General features: G+C 45.6%; 15 protein-coding genes and 1 riboswitch. Of the genes, 8 read left to right on the top strand and 7 right to left on the bottom strand.

All coding sequences use genetic code 11. From position 1 onward, the window contains the following. Positions 1-11 precede the first annotated feature (11 nt). The 5 genes from selD (at position 12) to BXY41_RS09085 (ending at position 5553) form a co-directional block, all read left to right on the top strand. Positions 12-1067 (top strand): selenide, water dikinase SelD, encoded by a 1056-nt coding sequence (selD, locus tag BXY41_RS09105; RefSeq protein ID WP_104436511.1) that lies wholly within the window; start codon positions 12-14, stop codon positions 1065-1067. Next, a complete protein-coding gene (locus tag BXY41_RS09100; protein WP_104436510.1) occupies positions 1064-2209 on the top strand; it encodes an aminotransferase class V-fold PLP-dependent enzyme in 1146 nt (381 codons plus the stop codon). Before selD ends, BXY41_RS09100 begins: the two co-directional genes overlap by 4 nt. Positions 2210-2220: 11 nt before the next feature. Then, entirely contained in the window at positions 2221-2457 is a 237-nt protein-coding gene (locus BXY41_RS09095) for a putative Se/S carrier protein (RefSeq protein ID WP_104436509.1), read from the top strand. A 168-nt stretch (positions 2458-2625) separates the two neighbouring features. Continuing rightward, a riboswitch (purine riboswitch) is annotated at positions 2626-2721 on the top strand. A 135-nt stretch (positions 2722-2856) separates the two neighbouring features. Then, positions 2857-4137 (top strand): amidohydrolase family protein, encoded by a 1281-nt coding sequence (locus BXY41_RS09090; protein WP_104436508.1) that lies wholly within the window; start codon positions 2857-2859, stop codon positions 4135-4137. 21 nt (positions 4138-4158) lie between these two features. After that, positions 4159-5553, top strand: coding sequence for an NCS2 family permease (locus BXY41_RS09085; RefSeq protein ID WP_104436507.1), 1395 nt, complete (start codon positions 4159-4161; stop codon positions 5551-5553). A gap of 85 nt (positions 5554-5638) precedes the next feature. Here BXY41_RS09085 and BXY41_RS09080 read toward each other — a convergent pair whose 3' ends face one another. From BXY41_RS09080 to BXY41_RS09050, 7 genes are read right to left on the bottom strand one after another with little or no spacing between them, the layout of a single operon-like run. Next, positions 5639-6103 (bottom strand): TspO/MBR family protein, encoded by a 465-nt coding sequence (locus BXY41_RS09080; protein ID WP_104436506.1) that lies wholly within the window; start codon positions 6101-6103, stop codon positions 5639-5641. A gap of 51 nt (positions 6104-6154) precedes the next feature. Then, positions 6155-7480, bottom strand: a complete 1326-nt coding sequence (locus tag BXY41_RS09075) for a uracil-xanthine permease family protein (protein ID WP_104436505.1) — start codon at positions 7478-7480, stop codon at positions 6155-6157. A gap of 26 nt (positions 7481-7506) precedes the next feature. Continuing rightward, complete coding sequence (gene arcC / locus BXY41_RS09070) at positions 7507-8451, bottom strand: carbamate kinase (protein ID WP_104436504.1); 945 nt, start codon at positions 8449-8451, stop codon at positions 7507-7509. A gap of 17 nt (positions 8452-8468) precedes the next feature. Next, the gene (gene ygeW, locus BXY41_RS09065; RefSeq protein ID WP_104436503.1) at positions 8469-9665 is read right to left on the bottom strand and encodes a knotted carbamoyltransferase YgeW; all 1197 of its coding nucleotides are present in this window, start codon (positions 9663-9665) and stop codon (positions 8469-8471) included. A gap of 27 nt (positions 9666-9692) precedes the next feature. Then, positions 9693-11006 carry a YgeY family selenium metabolism-linked hydrolase gene (locus BXY41_RS09060; RefSeq protein WP_104436502.1) on the bottom strand — a complete coding sequence of 438 codons (1314 nt, stop codon included), beginning with the start codon at positions 11004-11006 and terminating at the stop codon, positions 9693-9695. Between the two features lie 29 nt (positions 11007-11035). Beyond that, positions 11036-12241 (bottom strand): diaminopropionate ammonia-lyase, encoded by a 1206-nt coding sequence (gene dpaL, locus BXY41_RS09055; RefSeq protein WP_104436501.1) that lies wholly within the window; start codon positions 12239-12241, stop codon positions 11036-11038. 57 nt (positions 12242-12298) lie between these two features. Then, on the bottom strand, positions 12299-12949 hold the full coding sequence (locus BXY41_RS09050; RefSeq protein ID WP_104436500.1) for a helix-turn-helix transcriptional regulator: 651 nt from the start codon (positions 12947-12949) through the stop codon (positions 12299-12301). A gap of 321 nt (positions 12950-13270) precedes the next feature. Between BXY41_RS09050 and ssnA the strand changes: the two genes are divergently transcribed. The 3 genes from ssnA (at position 13271) to xdh (ending at position 20244) form a co-directional block, all read left to right on the top strand. Beyond that, positions 13271-14605 (top strand): putative aminohydrolase SsnA, encoded by a 1335-nt coding sequence (ssnA, locus tag BXY41_RS09045; RefSeq protein WP_104436499.1) that lies wholly within the window; start codon positions 13271-13273, stop codon positions 14603-14605. Positions 14606-14669: 64 nt separating this feature from the next. Next, positions 14670-17660: a putative selenate reductase subunit YgfK gene (ygfK, locus tag BXY41_RS09040; RefSeq protein WP_104436498.1), complete on the top strand. Its 2991-nt coding sequence runs from the start codon at positions 14670-14672 to the stop codon at positions 17658-17660. A gap of 16 nt (positions 17661-17676) precedes the next feature. Beyond that, positions 17677-20244, top strand: coding sequence for a selenium-dependent xanthine dehydrogenase (gene xdh, locus BXY41_RS09035; RefSeq protein ID WP_104436497.1), 2568 nt, complete (start codon positions 17677-17679; stop codon positions 20242-20244). The last annotated feature ends 87 nt before the right edge of the window (positions 20245-20331 follow it).

Below are 20331 nucleotides of genomic sequence, written 5' to 3'. Positions count from 1 at the left end.
GATGGCGCTATATGATACCTGACAGTGAAGTAAGATTAACCCAGATGACGAAAACAGCCGGTTGTGCCGCGAAGATCGGCCCGGGAACTCTGGCTGGAATTCTGGAACATTTACCCAAGTTTCATGACCCCAGTCTTCTGGTTGGAATTGAAACCTCTGACGATGGTGCAATTTATAAGGTAAATGAGGAACTGGCACTGATTCAGACCCTGGATTTTTTCACACCAGTGGTTGATGATCCCTATACATTCGGCCAGATTGCTGCTGCCAATGCCCTCAGTGACATTTATGCCATGGGTGGTGAACCCAAAGTTGCTTTAAACATTGTGGCGTGGCCCAACTGCTTAAATCCGGAGATTCTGGGGAGGATATTAGAAGGCGGTGCGTCAAAGGTTTTAGAGGCAGGTGCTGTACTGGCAGGAGGCCATTCCATTCAGGATGAGGAACCAAAGTATGGGCTTAGTGTGACGGGATTTGTCCACCCGGATAAGGTTTTTAAAAACTGCGAAGCCAGGCCGGGAGATATTTTAATTCTTACAAAACCTCTTGGTACGGGTATTGTTAATACTGCGGTAAAGGCTGATTTAGCTTCACAGGAGGCAAAAGAAGAAGTGATAAAGGTGATGACTTCCTTAAACCGTAAGGCGAAGCAGGTGATTGAACGTTATGATGTACACAGCTGCACCGATGTGACGGGGTTTGGACTGGCTGGGCATGCCGTTGAGATGGCGGAAGGCAGCGGGGTGACCCTGGTTATTTCCGTCAAAGATCTTCCTGTACAAAAGGAGGCCTTTGAGCTTGCAAGAATGGGCCTGGTGCCGGAAGGGGCATATAAAAACCGCACCTATACCAGTGATCATGTGGACTACGCAGATACAGAGGAATGTATGATTGATATATTCTGCGATCCCCAGACTTCGGGAGGACTTTTGATCAGCGTATCGAGGGAAGACGGAGAGCAGATTATGAATGATTTTGCACAGGCGGACATGGAGACAACATGCCGGATTATCGGTGAAGTTACGAAGAAACAGGAAAAATCTGTAAAACTGAGGAACCATTTATGATTTATCTGGATAATGCAGCCACTTCCCTGCAAAAGCCTGAGGAAGTAGGAAAGGCAGTAGCCGACGCCATACTTCATATGGGGAATCCGGGAAGAGGAATTCACGGCGCTTCTCTTGATGCAGCCAGGATGATTTATGATACCCGAAGTCTGATATCCCGGTTATTTCATGTAAAAAGCCCCAGCCAGGTGGCATTTACAGCAAATTCTACAGAGAGTCTGAACCTGGCAGTGGAAGGAATTTTCCGTCCGGGAGATCATGTGATTACCACCATGATGGAACACAATTCCGTGCTTCGTCCTCTTTACCGTATGGAAGAAAAAGGGGTGGAGCTTACCATTTTACCTGCTGATAAACAAGGCTGTATCAATTACGAGGATTTTGAGCGTGCATATAAGAGTAATACAAGAGCCGTAGTATGTACCCATGCTTCTAATTTAACCGGAAACGTCAATGACCTGGAAAAGATTGGGAGAATCTGTAAAAAGCTTGGAATCTTATTCCTGTTGGATGCTTCACAGACAGCCGGAGTATTTGATATTGATATGGAAGAAATGGGAATTGATGTTGTCTGCTTTACGGGACACAAGGGATTGTTGGGCCCTCAGGGAACGGGAGGAATCTGTGTACGGGAAGGGCTTGACATTCAGCCGCTGGTTGTAGGCGGAAGCGGAGTGCAAAGCTTCCTTCGAACACAGCCGGAGCAGATGCCGGAGCGTCTGGAAGCAGGTACATTAAACTGCCATGGCTTAGCAGGGCTTCATGCAGCACTTCTCTATATCGGTCAGACGGGGATGGAGTATATCCGTAAGCGGGAACAGTATTTGATGAGACGGTTTTATGAAGGAGTAAAGGATATTCCGGGCGTCATGGTTTACGGGGATTTTTCCTTAGAGAGCCTTGATAAGCGGGCACCTGTTGTCGCTTTAAATATAGGGGATTACGATTCCGGAGAGGTGGCAGACGAACTGGCAGTTTCTTATGAGATCTATGCAAGGGCAGGTGCACATTGTGCTCCTCTCATGCATCAGGCGCTGGGAACTGAAAAGCAGGGGGCAGTACGGTTTTCCATGTCTCACTTCAATACAGAAGAGGAAATTGATCAGGCAGTAAAGGCAGTCAGAGAATTGAGCAGCCATTGACAGGAGACAGGATGAGGCAGAAAGAGTTAAAGACTGTAGTGACATTTCATACCGTAACGGAAGCGATTGCCATGGAGACGGCATGTATGAAAGAAGAGATTCCGGGAAGAATTATTCCGGTACCAAGAGAGATTAAGGCAGGATGCGGACTTTCCTGGGCGATGCCGGCTGATTGGGCAGGAAACATCGGCCAATGGATGGAAAAGAAAGATCTTTCCTGGGAATCTGTAGGGGAGTATTTCATTTAAAGTTTGAAATTCTGGATATACTATTAGCAGAAGAAAATAGTCGGAAAAATGCTGCATTAATATAGAAAAGACAGCATTTAAAGACAAATGATTTAAAACAAAATTGGCATTGACAAATAGTTTTACAATATGTTATAGTCAACCTGTCAGAGGTCACAAAATTTGTTAAGTATCAGTATTCAAGAAACTTATATATGCTCATAATTGGATGAGTGTTTCTACCAACTACCGTAATAGTTGTCTATAAGTTTCCTCGTGATGGGAAGGCGGCTTATTTAGCTGTGCTATTTGTGTTCACGTTTGGAGCGACAGAATGAGACGGTAGTTTTTTATTGCTTGGTTTTTAGGAACGTTGCAATTTGGCTGCCGTATTTTTGTTTGTGCGGAACAGGAGGTTCTATGACCGGTGATAGAAATTTTATATTAAAAGGAAACATTTGCTACAGTGAGGATGTACACACGTTAAGAATGGTGGAACAGGGGTTTTTAATATGCCAGAATGGGAAGTCAGCCGGAGTATTTCACAGCATACCGGAACAGTTTCAGGACTTTTTGCTGATTGACTGCGGCGATAAGCTGATTATACCGGGACTAGTTGATCTTCATATCCATGCGCCCCAATATTCATTCCGGGGTCTGTCCATGGATTTAGAACTGTTAGACTGGCTGAATACCAATACGTTTCCGGAGGAAGCCAGATATGGCGATCTGGAATATGCAAAAAAAGCCTACCAGATATTTGCAGAAACGATGAAGAAAAGCGGGACTACGAGAGCCTGTATCTTTGCCACCATCCATGGACCGGCGACTGAACTGTTAATGGATTTCATGGAAGATACCGGTTTAAAGACCATGGTTGGAAAGGTCAATATGGACCGGAATTCGCCGGATTATCTATGTGAGCCCAGTGCACAGGCATCAGAAGCGGAGACTCTTTTATGGCTTTCCCATACAAGAGAGAAGTATAAGAATGTAACTCCTATTCTGACACCCAGATTTATTCCATCCTGCACCGATGATCTCATGGAACGGCTGGGAAGGCTTAAGAGGAAATACAGACTTCCTGTTCAGTCCCATTTGTCAGAGAATTTAAGTGAGATTGAATGGGTGAAGAGCTTATGTCCCAGTACTGGGTGTTACGGTGAGGCTTATGATCAGTTCGGCATGTTCGGTGGGGAGGAAAAGACTGTGATGGCACATTGCGTCTATTCGTCTGAACAGGAGATTGAACTGATGAAAAAGCGGGGAGTTTATGTTGCACACTGTCCCCAGTCCAACACCAACCTTGCGTCCGGTATTGCGCCAATCCGTGCTTATCTGAACCAGGGATTAAAGACAGGCCTGGGTACCGATGTAGCGGGAGGAAGCAGTGAGTCCATATTCCGTGCCATGGCAGATGCCATATCGGTGTCAAAGCTTCGGTGGCGCCTTGTGGATTCCTCATTAAAGCCGATTACGTTTGAGGAGGCATTCTACCTGGGAACCATGGGAGGAGGCTCTTTCTTTGGTGAAGCAGGCAGCTTTCTGGAAGGTTATGAGTTTGATGCTCTGATTCTGGATGACAGCAGTTTAAGTCATCCCCAGCCCCTTAATACGAGGGAAAGGCTGGAACGTTTTATCTATCTGTCTGATGACAGACACATCGCGGGGAAGTATGTGGAAGGGAAACGAATTTTTTAGAGCACCTAAGGAGGTAGAAGTATGGAACGAAACACCAATGATGGATTTTTTGAAAAAGTTTTTCATTTATCTAAGAATCACACAGATGTGAAAACTGAAGTGGTAGCCGGAATCACAACATTTATGACGATGGCTTACATTCTGGCCGTGAATCCAAGCATTCTTGGAGCAGCAGGAATGGACAGCGGGGCAGTTTTTACCGCAACAGCGCTGTCATCTTTAGTTGCAACTCTTTTAATGGCAGGTCTGGCAAATTACCCGTTTGTTCTGGCACCGGGAATGGGTCTTAATGCCTACTTTGCCTATACTGTTGTACTGAATATGGGTTATACCTGGGAGATGGCTCTGGCTGCTGTATTCATTGAGGGAATTATATTTATCATTTTGTCTCTTACCAGCGTCCGGGAAGCAATTTTTAATGCGATTCCCATGAATTTAAAGCATGCCGTATCGGTTGGTATTGGTCTGTTCATAGCATTTATTGGTCTTCAGAATGCGAAAGTGGTGGTTGATGGTTCTACCCTTGTGACCATGTACTCTTTTAAAGCGTCTCTGGCTGATGGTACCTTTCATACGACAGGTATCACCGTGTTACTTGCAATCATCGGTACTTTGATTACAGCAGTCCTGGTTGTGAAGAATGTAAAAGGTAATATTTTATGGGGGATTTTAATTACATGGCTGTTGGGAATCATCTGTCAGGTTACCGGCTTGTACCAGCCAAATCCGGAAGTAGGCATGTTCAGTGTACTCCCTGATTTTTCCAAAGGATTTGGGATTCCAAGTATGTCTTCCACATTTTTGAAACTTGATTTTTCCAGAGCACTGTCCATTGATTTTTTGGTGGTAATGTTTGCGTTTTTATTCGTAGATCTCTTTGACACCTTAGGTACTCTCATTGGTGTTGCATCAAAGGCAGATATGCTTGATAAAGACGGAAAGCTTCCTCACATTCAGGGCGCTCTGCTTTCCGATGCGGTAGGTACTTCCGTTGGTGCATTGTTTGGAACTTCAACAGTGACTACCTTCGTTGAGAGTGCTGCCGGAGTGGCAGAAGGCGGAAGAACCGGATTGACTGCGGTAGTTTCAGCTTTATTATTTGGTTTATCCCTGTTTTTATCACCGATTTTCCTTGCAATTCCATCATTTGCAACAGCACCTGCCCTGATCGTTGTTGGATTCCTTATGCTGACATCTGTGACGAAAATCGATTTTACGGATTTTACAGAGTCCATTCCATGCTACATTGCTATCATTGCCATGCCGTTTATGTACAGCATTTCTGAGGGTATCGCTATGGGCGTAATCTCTTATGTATTTATTAATGTTGTAACAGGCAATGCAAAGAAGAAGAAAATAAGTCTGCTCATGTATATTTTAGCTGTATTATTTGTGTTGAAATATGTACTGATCTAATGATTATGAATAGAGGCGGTGACAAGACATTCACCAGGCATATTGCCTGAATGAAAGATTGTCACCGCCTTTTTCATGTCTATAATCAGTTTAATAAAACAATGGCCAGATTTAAATATCCTGCAAACGTAACCCATAAAAGGTAAGGTATCTGCATGAGGGCAGCAGTCTGATTGACATTCCAGAACGCCCTGATCATGCGAACGATAAAGTACCATAAAAGCAGCAGAATCAGAAATGCCAGTAGATAATTCTGCAGGTTAAAGAAAACAATACTCCAGATAAAGTTAAGTGCCAGCTGGATCCCATAAAGCAGGAGCGCTTCCTTTTTTTTCGGTGAATAGGACTCTGCAATGATATAAGATCCTAACCCCATCAGAAGATACAAGATCGTCCAGACAATTGGGAAAATCCACCCTGGAGGGGAAAGCGGGGGCTGGTTTAAATTTTTGTATATCATCATGCTGTTTTTTGTAAGAAATCCAGCCAATGCGCCAACTGCCAGAGGGAGTACCAGGAAGAAAATTAATTTTTTTCTGTTTGCGTTCATAGGAATCTCCTGTTCCTGTAATTAATATAATCTATTCCACGATTGTATTAATTATTTCCCGTTTTTAGGCAAAATAATATTTAAAAAGATAGCTACTAAAGTTGCAACTACCACAGGAGAACGGCCAAAGATGGTGACTACCCAGGCTGGAAATGTAGAAAGAGCAGAGGTAGCCTGGGATATTCCCATTCCAAGTGCGGCAGCAAGTCCTACGATGGAAGAATTCCGGTAGTTCATCTCTTCCGAAGTCACCAGCTTCATACCCGTCATGGCAATGGAGGCAAATACAGATACAGTGGCGCCTCCTAACACACATTGGGGAATGGTGGTAAGCAAAGCAGAAAACTTGGGAATCAGACCGGCAGCCAGCAAAAAGACTGCAGTTAATCCCATTACGCAGCGGTTGACCACCTTAGTCGTGGTCACGATACCCACGTTCTGGCTGTAGGTAGCGGTTGGAAGACCGCCCAAAAGTGCTCCCAGAATATTTGTTACACCGTAACCCATAATTCCGCCCTGCAATTCCTTATCCGTAGGCTCTCTGTCGATGGAGCCGCTGGTGGTGGCGGTAAAGTCTCCGATTGCCTGAACGGAGTTAATGGCAAATAAGAGTCCGATGGCAATACAGGAAGAGGGTTCAAATACAATTCCAAAATGAAGGGGCCTTGGAATGGAAAACAGGGAAGCAGCAGCGATGTTGGAAAAACTCACCATTCCAAAAAACAATGCAGTCACATATCCCACAATAATGCCGATGAGAATGGAAGCCAGTTTATAGATTCCTTTACCGAAATGATTGAGAACTGTGACGACTGTCAGGGTTATAAATGCAACAGTCCAGTTCTGCCACGATCCGTATGAGGGATTTGAAACACCGCCTGCCATATAGTTAATGGCAGTAGGGTAAAGAGAAAGTCCTATGGTAAAAACTACAGTTCCGGTAATTAATGGGGGGAAGAATTTCCGGATCCGCATAACTGAGATTCCTACCACGAATGCCACGATGCCGCCGACGATCTGGGCTCCCAGAATGGCAGATATACCGTAATCCGCCGCAATGGACTGCATACTTGGGACGTATGCAAAACTGATACCCAGGATAACAGGGAGGGAGGCTCCAAGGTGGAATCCATTCTTTTTCCCAATGGGAAAAAGCTGGAGGAGGGTGGACAGGGCAGATACAACCAGGGCAACCTGTATGAGGATGACCCGTTCGGAACCTTCCAGTCCTACGATATTGGATACAATGATGGGTGGTGTGACGCAGCCGACAATCATTGCAACCAGATGTTGTATTGCAAGGGGGAGTGCGTGAGAAAACCTGGGGATGCCGTCGAGTTCAAAAATAGATGCATACTTCCTGTCAGTTTGTCTCATAGTAAAATGTTCTCCTTTAAGATGTTTTACTGTTGAATATGAGTTCCCGTACTTCCAAGTATTCCTTCTTTTGCTTTTTCTAACAGAGTGATAAGTGCCGTCCGCCCTTTCCTGGATTCGGCAAATTTTACAGCTGCCTCCACTTTGGGAAGCATGGAACCAGGTGCAAAGTGCCCTTCATTGATGTACTGACGCGCCTCATTCACGGTAATATCACTCAGCCATATTTCATCAGGTCTGCCATAATTTAAGGCGATTTTTTCCACGGCTGTCAGTATAATAAGAAGATCTGCGTTCAGTTCTTCAGCCAGGAGTTCGCTGGCAAAGTCTTTATCAATGACTGCGCTGGCACCCTTTAAGTGATTTCCGTTTAAGGTTACAGGAATTCCGCCGCCTCCACAGGCGATCACCAGCTGTCCGCTGTCCACCAGGGAACGGATCGCTTCAATTTCGATGATTTCCTGGGGTTTGGGAGAGGCAACCATTCTCCGGTATCCCCTGCCTGCATCCTCTTTCATTAAGTATCCGTATTTTTCCGATGCTTCCTTTGCCTGTTCTTCCGTCATAAAATGTCCAATTGGCTTGGAAGGATTTGAAAATGCGGGATCGTTTTCGTCCACACGGATCTGGGTAATCATGGTGGTCACAGGAATATTTCTCATATTCCGGTTCACCAGCTCTTCTCTTAATGCATTCTGTAAATCATAGCCGATATATGCCTGGCTCATGGCAACGCAGACGGAGAGAGGCGTATTAGGCTGATTGGGGTCTTCTCTGCACAGGGCACTCATGGCATTGTTGATCATTCCCACCTGGGGACCGTTTCCATGGGCAACTACCACCTCACAGCCTTCTTCAATCAGATCTACAATCGCTTTTGAAGTGATTTTAACTGCTGCCATCTGCTCCGGCAGGGTATTGCCGAGGGCGTTTCCGCCCAAGGCAATTACAATTCTCTTTTTTTTCTCCATATAAGTGATCCCCTTGATTAGATTGAGAACTTACGAGGTGTTTTCTTCTCCTCCAGCTTTTTAAAGACTTCCTGGGGATTTTCAAATTTGCTTAAAAAGATCATGGCAGCGATTACATAAGGTTTATAGCTGGCTTCTTTATAAAGCGGATTTCTGTAACGGTCAAATACGGAAGCTTCTACTTCTCCATCCTTGCAGCTGATATCGTTGATATCTGCCGGGAGGCAGTGAAGATAGAGGGCTTTTCCATCTTTAGTCGTCTTCATCAGTTCTTCTGTACAGCACCAGTCCTTATGATTGGCATTCTGGGCCAGAAGTTCCTTCTCAAGGGCTTTGATTCCCTCCATATCACCATTGCCGTAAAGATCGGTTCTCTTTTCCATGGCTGCAAATGGTGCCCAGCTCTTTGGATAAACGATGTCAGCATCCTGAAATGCATCAGCCATATCATTGGATACACGGAAGGATCCGCCGGATTTTTCTGCGTTGTTCTTTGCCACTTCCAAAACCTCAGGCATTACCTCATAACCTTCCGGATGAGCCAGAACTACCTCCATTCCCATACGTGTCATCAATCCGATAACACCCTGAGGAACGGATAAGGGCTTTCCATAGGAAGGAGAGTAAGCCCAGGTCATGGCAAGCTTCTTGCCCTTTAAATTCTCAATGCCGCCCATTTCATGAATGATATGAAGCATGTCAGCCATGGTCTGTGTGGGGTGGTCAATATCACACTGTAAATTTACTAAAGCCGGCTTCTGTTCCAGGATTCCATCTTTATATCCTTCTGTTACTGCATCGGAAACATGGTGCATATAGGTGTTTCCTTTTCCGATATACATATCGTCACGGATACCAATGACATCTGCCATGAAGGAGATCATGTTGGCTGTTTCACGAACAGTCTCTCCATGGGCGATCTGGGATTTCCCTTCGTCTAAATCCTGTACTTCCAGTCCAAGAAGGTTGCAGGCAGAAGCAAAGGAAAAACGGGTACGGGTGGAATTGTCGCGGAATAAGGAGATTCCAAGTCCGCTTTCAAAAACCTTTGTGGAGATGTTGTTTTCTCTCATGAAGCGGAGCGCGTCTGCAACGGTCCATACTGCTTCCAGCTCGTCATCTGTCTTCTCCCAGGTTAAAAAGAAGTCATTTTCATACATCTCCTTAAAATTTAAGGAATTCAGTTTGTCGATATAGTCCTGTAAGGTTTTCATAATGTGGTAAGCCTCCTGATTTTAGTTTTATTCTTTGCAGTAAACAGTGGGAAGTGCGGCATATACAGCAGCACAGGTAACAAGATCCTGTTTCCAGGTCTTTTCGTTTGGCGCATGAGCCTGAGCTTCTGCTCCCGGTCCAAAGCCAATGCATGGTATCTGGTTGCGTCCCATAATGGATACGCCGTTGGTGGAAAAGGTCCATTTGTCGGTGAGAGGACGGGCAAGGCGCATGGAAACAGTCTCTTCGGCACCGATTCTGGTATCCCCGTATAAGGATTTATAAGCTTCCTCTAATGATCTGGTTACTTTATGATCCTCAGGAATGACCCAGGTAGGGAAGTAACATTCGATGGGATAGGTAAGGCCTTTATAGGAAGGACGGGAATACTCATACATGGAAACGATAACATCATCTCCGTATTTCTTAACATTTGGCAGATTGCGGATCTCGTCAAGACAGCTTTCCCAGGTTTCCCCTGCTGTCATACGGCGGTCTAAGGAAACGGAACAGGAGTCAGCTACTGCGCAGCGGCTTGGTGAAGTGAAGAAAATTTCTGAAACGGTAATGGTACCCTTTCCTAAAAAGTTTGCTTCCTTCCACTGCGGATTATGGGATTCATCAAGCATTTTAACGAGTCCTTTGATTTCCTTGTCATCAGCTGCATCATTCTCATTAAGAGAACGGACATCCTGAAGAATATCAGCCATCTTATAGATTGCGTTATCACCGCGTTCCGGTGCAGAGCCGTGGCAGGAAACACCCTTTACGTCCACACGGATTTCCATACGGCCTCTCTGACCCCGGTAGATGCCTCCGTCAGTGGGCTCTGTGGAAACTACAAATTCCGGACGGATCTTATCTTCGTTGATGATGTACTGCCAGCAAAGACCGTCGCAGTCTTCCTCCTGTACAGTGCCGGTAACCAGAACGGTGTATTTGTCATTTAAGAGACCTAAATCCTTCATGATTCTGGCACCGTAAACAGCTGATACCAGACCTCCGCACTGATCGGAAACACCTCTTCCTCCAATTTCCACATCGGTCTCGTAGCCTTCGTAGGGGTCAAAATTCCAGTTGGATTTGTTGCCGATTCCTACGGTATCAATGTGGGCATCGAAGCCGATCAGAGTTTCTCCTGTTCCCATAAATCCAAGCACATTGCCCATGGGATCAATCTCTACCTTGTCAAATTCAAGGGCCCTCATCTCCTGTGCAATCCGGTCAATATGAGCTTTTTCATCGCAGCTTTCTCCAGGAAATTTTACGATGTCACGCAGAAATTTTGTCATGTCTGCTTCGTAGCTTTTTGCTGCTTCTTTGATTTTCGCGTAATCCATGTTTTTTACCTCCGGTTTTTATGAAATGATTAACGATCTTTCCCTTCCCATACAATGGCTTTATAGCGGTCAGGATCGGTATCTCCCTCTGTTGAGAAAAGAAGAACTTTAGAATCTTTATTAAGTCCCAGATGCTCTCTTAAAGCCTGGCAGGAGTCATCTTTCATGATAGAAGCCAAAACTCCGAACGGTGCGGCTCCCGATTCCCCTGATGTGACAGGTGTATCTCCCTTTATTGGTGCCGCCAGCATTCTCATGCCCTCGGCAGCTGCCCAGTCAGGTGCTGAAATAAAGGTATCGGTATGATTCTTTAAAATATCCCAGGAAATAGTATTGGGCTCTCCGCAGGCAAGCCCTGCCATAATGGTCTGCATATCCCCGTCCACGATCCGGATGTTGCCGTCGCCGGCTTTGGCGCCTTCATAGAGACAGGCTGCCACATCTGCTTCTACCACAACACAGACGGGCGGATTCTCAGGATAACGGTTTTTAAAATATCCGATAACTGCTCCGGCGAGAGATCCCACACCTGCCTGAACAAAGACATGGGTAGGTCTTTCACAGCCGTATTCCTCAAGCTGTTCGTCTGCTTCCATAACCATGGTGCCATAGCCCTGCATGATCCATGCCGGGATTTCCTCGTAGCCATCCCAGGCTGTATCCTGAACTACCACGCCGTTTTTTACCTTGGAAGCGGCATCTGCAGCCATGCGGACGCATTCATCGTAGTTGGATTCCTCAATGGTTACATCGGCTCCCTCCGCCTTAATATTATTAAAACGGTTTAATGTAGTGCCTTTTGGCATGAAGACAACGGCCTTTTGTCCAAGCTGTCTGGCAGCCCAGGCAACGCCTCTTCCGTGGTTACCGTCGGTGGCGGTGAAAAAGGTAGCCTGACCGAATTCTTCCTTTAAAGCCTGTGAGGTCAGCACCTGATAGGGAAGATCAGAGACTTCCTTTTTTGTCTGCTTTGCCACATACTTTGCCATTGCATAAGATCCGCCCAAAACCTTAAATGCATTTAAGCCGAACCGGTAAGATTCATCCTTTATGTAAATCTCACCCAATCCCAGATGGTCTGCCATATGGGGCAGTTTTGTAAGAGGAGTCTCTTTGTACTGGGGAAAGCTTTCGTGAAAGCTTCGCGCTTTTTTAATCTCCTCTTGTGACATAACAGGCAGATGTCTGTCATCGGTCTTTGGCATGGTGTTTACAGCCCATTCGATTGGTTTCATGTCTGCACATTCTCCTTTATAATAAATTAAAATTAACGGGTATCATTTGCCAGATGCTTAAGCTTTTTCTTTGTTGGCATCCATATAGCTGTATAAAGTGAACTTTGAGATACCAAAATAACTGGAGACCTTGTCGCCTGATTTGGTAATGAGAAATGCACCGGCGTCATTCAAATACTGGATCGCCTGAACCTTGTCATCCTTGCTCATTAAAGCAACTGGTTTTCCTACTAAAGCCACGGACTGTTCGATTAAGGTATCTAACAGATCGTTGACGTTGTGCGTGATCTTTTTAGGTTCCCTGTTGTGATCTCCGGCAGTCTCTCCGGTGGAAATCAGAGACTTTACTGCATTTTCAATTGTAAGCAGTCCGGTGATGTCATAATTTAAGCCAAGGATGTAATCAACCGTATTATCGTTGCCTCTGATATACATGGTACTGGATTTTAAGATTCGTCCATCCTCGGTTCTTGTCAGATAGGAAAGGCGGTCCTTTAAAAGGTCAGGATCCTTTTTTAACGTCTCCAGAACAATTTCAGAAGGTCCGTCTCCGATTTTACGGTTGCTGACCTGGCCGTTTTCTATAAAAACAATGGAACTTTCCATGTTTTCGCCGCGAAGATCGTGAATAACTACCTCGCATTGGCTGCCGAAGTGAACTGCGACTCCCTGTGCAATCTGTGTCAGTAACTGAAGCTTTGAATCCATTTTTTCATCCTCCTTGCAGGATCTTTAATAAATTCATCATAGCATAAAAAAATTTAATTACAAGTGGTTTTCTAAAAAATTTTTAGGTTTACTAATTTTTTTTGTAATTCATGCTTGATTTTCTGAAAATGAAATGATACACTGTTTCTAACAGAGAACCATGGTATAATGTGCATAAAAAAAAGAAATGAAACTGATGAAATGTAAGCATATTGTAAAAATAAAGTATAAGACCTGGAAAATACTTCTGTGAGGTTTGTATACATAAGAAAATTAGCAATTTGCTTTCGTATCTTAGAAAAATGAAAAGGAGATGGAGTCATGCTGATAATCGGTAATGGAAGAATGATCACCAGAGATCCGGAGAATCCGTTTCTGAAAGACGGTGCAGTTGGGATAGAAGATGGGGTCATAAAAAGGATTTGCACCACGGCTGAGATGAGAAAGGAATATCCACAGGCGGAATACATTGATGCCAGAGGCGGGGTAATCATGCCGGCATTTATCAATACCCACGAGCATATCTATAGCTCTTTTGCCAGAGGACTGGCCATTGATGGGTATGATCCTCATGGCTTTTTGGAGATTCTTGACGGTCTTTGGTGGACGGTGGATAAGAATCTGACATTAAATGATGTTTATTTAAGTGCCATGGCTACTTATGTGGATTCCATTAAAAACGGAGTGACAACGGTCTTTGACCACCATGCCAGTTTTGGGCAGATCACCGATTCTTTATTTAAGATTGAGGAAGCTGCTGGTAAAACCGGGATAAGAACCTGCTTATGCTATGAGGTATCCGACCGTGGGGGAGAGGAAAAGGCAAAGGAAGGAATTCTTGAAAATGAGGCATTTATCCGCCATGCTCTTTCCGATGAAAGCGATATGATTGCAGGCATGATGGGAATGCATGCCCAGTTTACCATATCTGATCGGACCATGGAATTTGCAGCCGCTCATAAGCCTGAAGGAACAGGCTACCACATTCATGTGGCAGAAGGAATTGAAGATCTCCATGATTGTCTTAAGAAGTACGGCAAGCGGATTGTGGACCGCCTGATGGATTTTCAGATTCTTGGGGAAAAGACGCTTCTTGGGCACTGTATCTACATTAATCCTCATGAGATGGACTTAATACTCGATACAGACACCATGGTAGTTCACAATCCGGAATCCAATATGGGAAATGCCTGCGGATGCCCTCCAACCATGGAACTGGTGAAGCGGGGGATTTTAACCGGCCTTGGAACAGACGGCTATACCCACGATATGTTAGAATCCTATAAGACAGCCAATGTTCTTCATAAACATCATTTGTGCGATCCCAATGCGGCATGGAGCGAGGTTCCAAAGATGCTCTTTGAAGGGAATGCAAGGATTGCCGGCAGGTATTTTAAGAGACCCCTTGGTATTTTAAAAGAGGGTGCTGCTGCAGATGTGATTGTTACGGATTACAATCCATTAACGCCCATGAACGGGGACAATGCCAACAGCCACATTCTGTTTGGAATGACAGGCCGCAGTGTAGTGACAACTGTCTGCAACGGTAAGGTTCTCATGAAAGACAGAATCCTTATGGGAGTTGACGAAGAGAAGCTGATGGCAGACTGCAGGGAAGCGGCGGGAGCGCTTGCTGCACGAATTAACGGACGATAAAAAAACAGAATATTCATACAGGGCTTAACAAACACAGGGAGAGCCCGGATGCAGGAGGATATCAATGGGAGACAAAATGACACCGATGCCTTTTTCACAATTAATGAACTGGGTAAGGCAGGAGCAGGGAAAGCAGGAATCAGTTTTTGGAGTATACCGTCCCTACCGGGCGGATGAGTCACATAACAGGGAGCTGTTTGGAAGAACGTTAGAAACTCCGATTGGACCGGCGGCGGGTCCCCATACCCAGCTGGCGCAAAACATTGTGGCAGCTTACTATGCAGGAAGCCGTTTCTTTGAGCTGAAGACTGTACAGATTTTAGACGGAGATGATCTGCCGGTAGAAAAGCCCTGTATCAGGGCAGAAGATGAGTGCTACAACTGCGAGTGGTCTACGGAACTTTATGTTCCCCAGGCTCAGGAAGAATATATTAAGGCCTGGTTTTTGCTTTCTTTTATGGCAAAAGAATACGGATTAGGTCAGATGGATGGGTTTCAGTTTAACATGAGTGTGGGATACGATCTGGAGGGAATTAAATCTCCCAAAGTCAATTCTTTCATCGACTCCATGATGGATGCAAAAGACACGGAGACGTTTCATTCCTGCAGGCAGTATCTTCTGGAGCATCTGGAGCAGTTTGAGAATGTGACAAAAGAGGATATTGAGTCTATCTCTTCCCAGATCTGCAACAGCGTGACCCTTTCCACCTTACACGGATGCCCCCCACAGGAGATTGAGCGGATTGCAGTTTATTTAATAGAAGAAAAGGGTCTGAATACCTTTATTAAATGTAACCCCACACTTCTTGGCTATGAATTTGCCAGAAACACGCTGGACCAGATGGGGTACGATTACATTTCTTTTGGTGAGTTCCATTTTCTTGATGATCTTCAGTATGAGGATGCCATCCCCATGTTGAAACGGCTGATGGCACTGGCAAAAGAACGCAGGTTGGAGTTCGGTGTGAAGCTTACCAACACCTTCCCGGTTGATGTGAAAAATAAAGAGCTCCCCAGCCAGGAGATGTACATGTCCGGAAAATCGCTGTTCCCCCTGTCCATGGCACTGGCAGCCAGACTTTCCAAAGAATTTGACGGAGCACTTCGGATTTCATTCTCAGGCGGAGCTGATTACCATAATATCAAAGACATTACTGATGCAGGAATCTGGCCGGTAACTGTTGCCACTACCCTTTTAAAGCCAGGTGGCTATCAGAGACTTCTTCAGATGGCAGAGAAGACGAAGGAGACAGGCGTCTCATTTCTGGGTGTAGATGCAGATAAAGCTTTCACCCTTGCCCAGGACTCCATTTCAGATTCTCATTATAAGAAAGCCTTAAAACTTCTGCCGGACAGAAAGATGAAGAAAACAGTTCCCCTGCTTGACTGTTATACGGCTCCCTGTCAGGAAGCCTGTCCCATTCATCAGGATATTACCACATACCTAAAGCTCTCCGGTCAGGGAAACTATGAGGAAGCCATGGAAGTGATTGCTGAGAAGAATCCCCTTCCTTTCATAACCGGTTCCATATGTGCCCATAACTGCATGAACATGTGTACAAGAAATCATTACGAATCTCCGGTAAATATAAGGGGGGCAAAGCTTCTTTGTGCAGAAAAAGGCTATGAGGAATATCGGAAAACCATTCAAAAAGGGGAGCTGACCGGTAAAAAGACAGCGATTATCGGAGGCGGACCGGCAGGTCTTTCCGCCGCGTATTTCCTGACAAAGTGCGGTATGCCCGCTACTATTTTTGAAAAAAGCGGAAAGCTTGGTGGCGTGGTTCAAAACATCATTCCTGATTTCAGAATTTCAGGAGACGTGATTGGTCGTGACATCGATTTATGTCTCTCTTACGGGGCCGAAGTAAGGCTGAATACGGAAATAGCGGATCTGGATGCATTAAGAGAAGAAGGTTTTGAATTTATTATTCTGGCTGCAGGTGCAAGTGAGCCGGGAGTTTTAAATCTGAAAACCGGCAAGACCATGAATGCCCTTCATTTTCTTAATGAATACAAGGAAATGGATAAAAATGTAAATATCGGAAAGGCAGTTGCTGTGATCGGCGGAGGAAATACTGCCATGGATACGGCAAGAGCGGCTGTCAGAACCCACGGTGTGAAAGAAGTTTCTCTCGTTTACCGCAGAACCAGGCGATACATGCCAGCAGATGAGGAAGAATTACTGCTTGCCATGGAGGATGGTGTTAAATTCATGGAGCTTTTATCCCCTGCAGAATTGGTGAATGGACAGTTAATCTGCAATGTGATGAAGCTTGCTGCTGCAGATGAAAGCGGAAGAAGAGCTGTTACAGAAACAGAAGAGACCGTTTCCATACCTGCAGATACGGTCATAGCCGCAGTTGGAGAGGGAATTCCAAAAGAGTTTTATTTAAAGAACGGTATTGAATTGACAAGCCGGGGAAGAGTGCTTGTAAATGAGGAAACTTTGGAAACAAGTGTGCCCGGAGTTTATGCAGTGGGTGACGGTCTGTACGGTCCCGGAACTGTGGTAGAAGCCATAAGAGATGCCAGAATGGCGGCTGAATCAATCCTGGGCAGAAAAGCTGCCAGGGATTTTGATATCACATCATCCGATCCGCAAAAGCTATACGGCAGAAGAGGAATCTTAAAAGAAACGCTGAGTGACCAGGAAGAAAGTACAAGATGTCTTGGCTGTAAAAGTATCTGCGAAAACTGCGCAGAGGTCTGTCCAAACCGCGCAAATTTAGCACTCTTTGTTCCAGGTTTCACAAAGCATCAGATCCTTCATGTGGATTATTTATGCAACGAATGCGGAAACTGCCGAAGTTTTTGTCCCTATGACAGTGCTCCGTACTTAGATAAATTTACATTGTTTGCCAATGAAGCTGATTTAAATAACAGTAAAAATCAGGGCTTTGTTGTGACAGACAAAGAAAATGGTACGTTCCTTTTAAAGTATATGGGAAGTCTGTATACAGGGAAAGCAGGGGAAGCGGTTGACGCAGTTCCAGAGGGGCTTTTAAAGATTGTGGAAACCGTTATCAATGACTACGATTATCTTTTAGGATAAGAAAGTGGGTGGAGCAATGGTTCGTTTCCTGGTAAACGGAGAGACTGTTACAGTACCGGAAGAAAGGAAGCTGATTGATGTTTTAAGAACTGATCTGGGGCTTAAGTCTGTGAAAGACGGATGCAGCGAAGGTGCCTGTGGAACATGTACGGTCCTGATAGATGGAAAGGCTGTAAAAGCCTGTGTTCAGAAAGCAGCCAGACTGGAAGGAAAATCTGTCATGACAGTGGAGGGACTGTCTGACAGAGAAAAAGAAGTGTTTGTCTATGCTTTTGGGGAAGCAGGAGCTGTTCAGTGCGGCTTTTGCATCCCGGGCATGGTAATCTGTGCAAAAGCCCTCATAGATGAAAACCCCGATCCCACAAGGGAAGAGGCTGCATTTGCAGTACGGGGAAATGTCTGCCGCTGCACCGGATATAAGAAAATCATTGATGCCATTCTTCTTGCAGCCAGACTGTTTCGTGAAGATGTCAGAGATTTAAAGGCTCCAGAGGTAACATCTGTGGGGCAGCGGGCTCATCGCCTGGATGTGCCGGAAAAGGTGCTGGGTTACGGGGAATACGCAGACGATATGGAAGTGGAGGGCTTAATCTACGGCAGTGCGGTGCGAAGTAAATACCCCCGGGCAAGGATTCTGTCTATCGACGATTCCAAAGCCAAAGCACTGCCTGGAGTCCGTGCAGTCTTAACGGCCAAAGATGTTCCCGGTAAAAATAAAGTGGGACATTTAAAAAAAGACTGGGATACCATGATTCCGGTAGGCGAGATTACCAGATATGTGGGAGATGCCGTCTGTCTTGTGGCAGCGGATACCCCGGAGATTCTGGAAGAAGCGAAAAAGCTGATTGAGATTGAATACCAGGAGTTAAAAGGAGTCTTTTCACCCCAGGAAGCCTTACAGCCGGATGCACCTCTTGTTCATGATACCGGTAATATTCTAGCCCATGAGCATCTGGTCAGGGGAGATGCAAAGAAAGCCATAGAAAACTCCGCCTATTCGGTAACCATGCACTATGAAACTCCGTTTACAGAGCATGCATTTCTGGAACCGGAGTGCGCCATAGCCATTGTAGATCGGGAAAAAGAAGAAGCTGTCATCTATTCCTCTGACCAGGGAACTTATGATACGCAAAAGGAATGTGCGGGAATGCTTGGCTGGGAGCTTTCAAAGGTCCATGTCATCAATAAGCTGGTAGGAGGCGGATTCGGCGGAAAAGAGGATATGTCTGTTCAGCATCACGCTGCACTTTTAGCTTATCATACCGGTAAACCAGTCAAAGTAAAGCTGACCAGGAAAGAAAGCATTATGGTTCATCCCAAGCGCCATCCGGCCTCTATGGATTTTACCACTGCCTGCGATGAGAATGGTTATCTGACCGGCATGACAGCAGTAGTGATTACAGATACAGGAGCTTACGCTTCCCTGGGAGGGCCTGTACTTCAGCGCCTCTGTACCCATGCGGCAGGACCTTATAATTATCAGAATATTGACATTGAAGGAACAGCCGTATACACCAACAATCCGCCAGCAGGCGCTTTTCGGGGGTTCGGAGTCACACAAAGCTGTTTTGCCATAGAATGCAACTTAAACCTGCTGGCAGAAAAAGTTGGTATCAGCCCATGGGAAATCCGTTTTCGGAATGCCATTCGGCCGGGGCAGGAGCTGCCAAATGGTCAGATTGCTGCGGAAGGAACTGCCCTAGTGGAAACCCTGCTTGCAGTAAAGGATATTTATGAAAGCCACCCTTATGCAGGAATCGCCTGTGCCATGAAAAATGCCGGTGTGGGAGTCGGGCTTCCTGACTGGGGAAGATGCAGGCTTACGGTGGAAGATGGAAAAGTCCATATCAGATCGGGTGCATCCTGCATTGGTCAGGGACTGGGAACTGTTCTGGAGCAGATTGTATGCGAAACCCTTGGTATTACAGGAGATCAGGTGGTCTACGTTGCTGCAGAGACCAATCTGGCACCTGATTCCGGAACCACCTCCGGGTCCCGCCAGACTCTGGTAACAGGGGAAGCGGCAAGGCGGGCATGTGTCCAGATCCTTCAGGATTTAGGTGGCAAAAAAGAACTGTCAGCTCTAAATGGAAAAGAATACTATGGAGAATATCTGGCTGCTACTGATCCTATGGGAAGCGAGAAGAAAAATCCCGTCTCTCATGTGGCATACGGTTATGCCACCCAAGTAGCCTGTTTAAAAGAAGACGGTACCGTGGAAAAGATACTGGCCGCCCACGATGTAGGAAAGGCCATTAATCCTCTGTCTGTAGAAGGACAGATTGAAGGCGGTGTGGTCATGTCACTGGGATATGCCCTGACAGAAGAATTTCCATTGAACCAGGGAGTTCCACTTGCAAAATTCGGTACGCTTGGATTGTTCCGGGCAGATAAGACACCGGATGTCGAGAGCATTATTGTAGAACGAAATCACGATCCGCTGGCCTACGGGGCAATTGGAATCGGAGAGATTACCTCAATTCCTACTGCACCAGCGGTGCAGGGCGCTTATTATAAGTATGACGGTGTATTTCGCACCTCTCTGCCTTTGGAAGAGACGGCTTATCGGAAAAAGAAAAAATAACCGGAAAAAGGCGCAGGAGAAAAAACATTCTCTGCGTCTTTTTGGGATTGACAAAGAACCATGAAAAAGGGAAAATAGATGGCATAG

It is taken from the genome of Lacrimispora xylanisolvens, from assembly GCF_002934545.1.
Classification (GTDB): Bacteria; Bacillota; Clostridia; order Lachnospirales; family Lachnospiraceae; genus Lacrimispora; species Lacrimispora xylanisolvens.
The sequence above is the reverse complement of the archived record's forward strand: the minus strand, read 5'-3'. Positions and strand labels throughout refer to the sequence as shown.

What these genes read in the sequence shown, in the direction of transcription:
- selD (WP_104436511.1), top strand. Translation starts at nt 12, where the DNA reads ATGATACCTGACAGTGAAGTAAGATTAACCCAGATGACGAAAACAGCC.
- BXY41_RS09100 (WP_104436510.1), top strand. Translation starts at nt 1,064, where the DNA reads ATGATTTATCTGGATAATGCAGCCACTTCCCTGCAAAAGCCTGAGGAA.
- BXY41_RS09095 (WP_104436509.1), top strand. Translation starts at nt 2,221, where the DNA reads ATGAGGCAGAAAGAGTTAAAGACTGTAGTGACATTTCATACCGTAACG.
- BXY41_RS09090 (WP_104436508.1), top strand. Translation starts at nt 2,857, where the DNA reads ATGACCGGTGATAGAAATTTTATATTAAAAGGAAACATTTGCTACAGT.
- BXY41_RS09085 (WP_104436507.1), top strand. Translation starts at nt 4,159, where the DNA reads ATGGAACGAAACACCAATGATGGATTTTTTGAAAAAGTTTTTCATTTA.
- BXY41_RS09080 (WP_104436506.1), bottom strand. Translation starts at nt 6,103, where the DNA reads ATGAACGCAAACAGAAAAAAATTAATTTTCTTCCTGGTACTCCCTCTG.
- BXY41_RS09075 (WP_104436505.1), bottom strand. Translation starts at nt 7,480, where the DNA reads ATGAGACAAACTGACAGGAAGTATGCATCTATTTTTGAACTCGACGGC.
- arcC (WP_104436504.1), bottom strand. Translation starts at nt 8,451, where the DNA reads ATGGAGAAAAAAAAGAGAATTGTAATTGCCTTGGGCGGAAACGCCCTC.
- ygeW (WP_104436503.1), bottom strand. Translation starts at nt 9,665, where the DNA reads ATGAAAACCTTACAGGACTATATCGACAAACTGAATTCCTTAAATTTT.
- BXY41_RS09060 (WP_104436502.1), bottom strand. Translation starts at nt 11,006, where the DNA reads ATGGATTACGCGAAAATCAAAGAAGCAGCAAAAAGCTACGAAGCAGAC.
- dpaL (WP_104436501.1), bottom strand. Translation starts at nt 12,241, where the DNA reads ATGAAACCAATCGAATGGGCTGTAAACACCATGCCAAAGACCGATGAC.
- BXY41_RS09050 (WP_104436500.1), bottom strand. Translation starts at nt 12,949, where the DNA reads ATGGATTCAAAGCTTCAGTTACTGACACAGATTGCACAGGGAGTCGCA.
- ssnA (WP_104436499.1), top strand. Translation starts at nt 13,271, where the DNA reads ATGCTGATAATCGGTAATGGAAGAATGATCACCAGAGATCCGGAGAAT.
- ygfK (WP_104436498.1), top strand. Translation starts at nt 14,670, where the DNA reads ATGGGAGACAAAATGACACCGATGCCTTTTTCACAATTAATGAACTGG.
- xdh (WP_104436497.1), top strand. Translation starts at nt 17,677, where the DNA reads ATGGTTCGTTTCCTGGTAAACGGAGAGACTGTTACAGTACCGGAAGAA.